This window comes from Deltaproteobacteria bacterium (genome assembly GCA_016930875.1).
In the GTDB taxonomy this organism is placed as follows: Bacteria; Desulfobacterota; Desulfobacteria; order Desulfobacterales.
On sequence record JAFGFW010000163.1, the window covers coordinates 1 to 3,990 of the forward strand.

The 3,990-nt window shown below is 49.5% G+C and carries 4 protein-coding genes; 2 read left to right on the forward strand and 2 right to left on the reverse strand.

Annotated elements, in window-relative coordinates:
- Positions 1-12: 12 nt before the first annotated feature.
- Complete coding sequence (locus JW883_13945) at positions 13-552, forward strand: heme-binding protein (GenBank protein MBN1843368.1); 540 nt, start codon at positions 13-15, stop codon at positions 550-552.
- A gap of 366 nt (positions 553-918) precedes the next feature.
- Positions 919-1,452, forward strand: coding sequence for a hypothetical protein (locus JW883_13950; protein ID MBN1843369.1), 534 nt, complete (start codon positions 919-921; stop codon positions 1,450-1,452).
- A gap of 205 nt (positions 1,453-1,657) precedes the next feature.
- Here JW883_13950 and JW883_13955 read toward each other — a convergent pair whose 3' ends face one another.
- Together JW883_13955 and JW883_13960 are read right to left on the reverse strand one after the other, a co-directional pair.
- The gene (locus JW883_13955) at positions 1,658-2,215 is read right to left on the reverse strand and encodes a flavin reductase family protein (GenBank protein MBN1843370.1); all 558 of its coding nucleotides are present in this window, start codon (positions 2,213-2,215) and stop codon (positions 1,658-1,660) included.
- A 1,120-nt stretch (positions 2,216-3,335) separates the two neighbouring features.
- Complete coding sequence (locus tag JW883_13960) at positions 3,336-3,521, reverse strand: hypothetical protein (protein ID MBN1843371.1); 186 nt, start codon at positions 3,519-3,521, stop codon at positions 3,336-3,338.
- Positions 3,522-3,990: the final 469 nt, after the last annotated feature.

The following is a 3,990-nucleotide window of genomic DNA, read 5'->3' on the forward strand; positions in this document are numbered from 1 at the left end:
AAGTACAAAGTCGTGATCAAGACGGAGGATTTCGAACTTCGCGATTATCCGGCTCATGTTGTGGCGGAGACCGTGGTAGATGGAACGCTGGAGGACGCAGGGGATAAAGCTTTCAGTAGGCTTTTTGGCTACATATCTGGTAAGAACCGATCACGGGACAAGCTCGCAATGACGGCTCCGGTGTCCCAGAAACCCGCGTCAGAGAAGATAGCAATGACGGCACCGGTGGGACAGCAACGTGCGGAAGGAGGCTGGGTGGTTTCCTTCACGATGCCCATTTCATACACACTGAAAGCCCTGCCGATCCCGGAGGACCCAGAGGTGAAACTGCGTCAGGTACCGGCCCGGCGTATGGCATCCGTGCAGTACTCCGGCACATGGAGTGAAAGCCGCTACCTTCGATACAGACAGGAACTGGAGTTGTGGATTGAGAAGAATGGGCTCCGAATCCAGGGCGAACCGGTATGGGCACGTTACAATTCACCCTTTACGCCATGGTTCCTGCGGCGTAATGAGATTCTGATTCCAGTGGATGGTCATGAAAAGCGATAGAATGGTTCGATCGGCTGCGGAAATGCCGAACAATCGGCTGGTACGGACGGCATTCATCCCGATCATTATCCTATGACCACCGAGCCTAAGCAAGGCTGAGAAATGCTTCAATGCAGTATTGAATCATGAGTATTGCATTGAATAGCGCCATCTAACATAAAACGATCGTCCACCCCTGTGATGCAACTCTATGGCGTGTTCGGCAGTGAAGAAAACAGCATGAAAGAACAATGGAAAGGTTTTTGTCGCTTTCCGAACGGGCTCCATCCAGTCCGGTTGGTGGCGTTCGGGTATTTATCATACATCTTCATAGGGTAGCTATTCATTTTGTTACCCTTCAGCACGCTAAATGGTAATGTGTCGGCGTTGGACACTCTATTTACATCTACATCGGCCGTGTCCACAACCGGACTTGTGACGGCAAGCACCGGAAACGATTTCGCCATGTTTAGACAGATTCTGATTTTTGCCCTGATCCAGCTTGGCGGACTTGGCTATATGACCTTTGGCTCATTTGTCGTCCTCTCCAGAAGCGCCACCCTTTCCGAAAGAAGGCAGCATATCGGCAAGACGGTATTCATCATACTACAGGAGTTCAAGATAGATAAATTTATCCGAAGCGTTATCGTTTTTACATTGCTGACCGAAGCGATAGGAGCCATCGCGCTTTATATTGCATTCATCAAAGCCGGTATAAGTAATCCGCTTTGGACTTCTATCTTCCACAGCGTATCCGCATTTTGCACGGCAGAGTTCAGTCTCTACGGCGACAGCTTTGATGCATTGCGAAGCGAATTGTCACTCGCACTACATCGCGTGTTGATTCCTTGCCTCGCCAATGATCGATTTTCAGTTTCTCGTTCGTCAGGATCGCCAACAAATCAACGGAAACCTGCTTAATACGCTTACTGTCCTCGGCGCTGAGAGCTGGCTTTTTAATAACCTTTTATGCATTCCTTCCCATCCAGTATGTCGACATTATCAGAGCACATTGAAGAGATGACGAGCCAGCATGTTCAATGTGACTCACTTCAATGAACCATCCCCACCAATCCAAATCACAATTCCCCCACCATCACCTTTTTGAGAAGTTTCAATCCGTAAATTACCGATCCTTGCCCACTTTAAATGCCTGGGCGATGACCGGCCCCAAACGATGATATTTCTGAACGGCAGGTGAGAATACCAGTGGGTTGATTTTTTCAGGGTCCGGTTTTCCATCCGTAAGGCAGCTCTCTGTGACGTGGGTCTCAAGAATCTCCCCCACAATCAGGGTGTGAGAACCGATGTCGAGCGACTGGATCAATTTACACTCCAGATTGACGGGGCATTCCTCGATGAGCGGTACGGTCTGCAACTCCCCAAAATAGACCTTGAATATACTTGATTTGTCTCTCTTAGCGCCGGAGTAAATTCCACAGTAGTCGACATCCTTGACAAGATCTGCTGAAGGGACATTGATTGAAAAGGCCCCGTTCTGTTTGATTCCTACCAGTGTGTGCCGTGCCGTGTTGACAGCTACTGAGATTGCAGGGGGTTTCAAACAGGCGATGGAGCACCAGGCTGCAGTCATAAAATTTGCTTTTCCCTCCACGACAGCACCCACTAGGACCGCCGGCATGGGATAGAGCAATGTCTGGGGACCGAGTTTTTTCTTCGACATGGAAAACCCTCCTTGTTTTATTATCACCAAGCGTCATCCTATACCGTGGTGACTTCGCTTTACCGGTTTCTCAGGTCGGCCATTCTCAGATTCCACGCTTGATTGCAGAACCTGGTGGGATACGCTGGTCACTCTCAGTTCGATTCTCCAGTCAACCAAAAGCCCCCGTATCCATCCCGGGCTGAATGGATCCTTTGATCTTGTTGGATGAGATGATAGGCAACTCTCATTTTCATTCCCGCATTATACGGAAACTTGCCTTATGAATCAAGGCACGCACCAATTCGTGACTACACGTCTTCCTGTGCTGCCGGCGGCCTGCAGATCCCAAGTTTTCGGGTTTCGCTTTGGCTCAACTATGCGTACTGTATTATTGACCTTTGAATCGGGGTCAGAGGAGCGTGATTACCCGCACTAGTCACAACTTTGGTAGAACAATAATTCGATCCCTGTTTTGCCCAAATGTTCTCTATGCGAATTTTGGTGACATCCCAAGGGAGGAGGGAAACCTCACCTTCTCATCCGATGCAGCAAGCAGCGACCAAGGAAGTATAGAAGGAGCATTGGGCCGGTGCCCAGCAGATACCAGCCTAGGGAGATACCACGGACCAGAACAAATATCTCCGGGCGCTGTGGATCGTACCAGCATGGATAGGCGTGCCCTCTTTCGTATTGGGCCAGCTCCCGTAACGCACATATTTATCAAAAGGAGACAGCATCATTGTCGGTCGTGAGGATCCTGCAGTGATTATCTCGCGGTTTTCCACAAAGTATCGCACAGCAACCATGGGTTCATTATAAACCGTAGTGGAGCTTAGTCGGCCTGGACCTGGAGGCCTGCCGACGGAACTCCTCTCGTACAGGACAACCCTCTTGTCTAGAACAGTGCAGGTGACCTCTTCATAGACAAAGAACCTCCGGAAATCCTCCAAAGCTATGAAACAAACCAGGGGCAGGATTCCCAGGCTGAAAACAGTGGATTTCCGTCTCGTTCTGGAGCCAGCGGCTGTCCACTTGCCATTCCGTGCCCTTCGCGCGCCAGACCAAATGTGATTGTGAGGTGCTGGTTTCGATGGGACTGATGGTGCAGCAGATTTTTCTCTACCAAAGATTAACATGACTAGTTGCCTCTGACTAAATCGAATTCATGAAAACAATCCCTGCAAAAGTAATCAGGATCATTCCCTGTAATGGTGCATCCACCAAATTTGACAAGTCCTTTTCCGACTTCCTTCCATGCCTCCTCTGATGGGTAGCCGTAAGCTATTGGGATCACATTTTCTGATCCGCATTCGGGGCATTTCATGGTTTTTGTGCCTCTCGCATAAAGATCCTCTCTCATCCTGACAGATGGACCTGAAACGGCTTTGAAAAAGATATCCATTTCTGCGGAGCCTTCGATAGAACCACAGGGCACAACCAGTCAAAAAAAGCCTCATGACCATGGAAATGGGCATGGGTCCTGTTCGAGGAAGGAGGCCAAAACAGTCTGGAATCAGGCTCCATGCCTAGCAAATGGTCCCCGTCTCCCGGAGGATTTCCCCCACCCTTTTTAGAAAGCGACTCCAGTCGGTATCGATTCGGAGTAGCCTCCTCCTTTCAAGGCTGGACATATCCTCGCACCTCCTTCATGTTTCTCGCAACATCATATACAAACGAGGGTAACACTTTAGCCCTTTGAAAAATTGGAAAGGAAATCATGCACCCTTTCTTACGTTCCGAAGCTCCCGGACTGGTCTTTTTTGCGATTTAACCATGGGGGAGTTCTGCCCCCT

Bases quoted from the DNA above. Each gene is read 5' to 3' on its own strand.
- JW883_13955 (MBN1843370.1), bottom strand. From the start codon at position 2,215: ATGTCGAAGAAAAAACTCGGTCCCCAGACATTGCTCTATCCCATGCCG.
- JW883_13960 (MBN1843371.1), bottom strand. From the start codon at position 3,521: ATGAAATGCCCCGAATGCGGATCAGAAAATGTGATCCCAATAGCTTAC.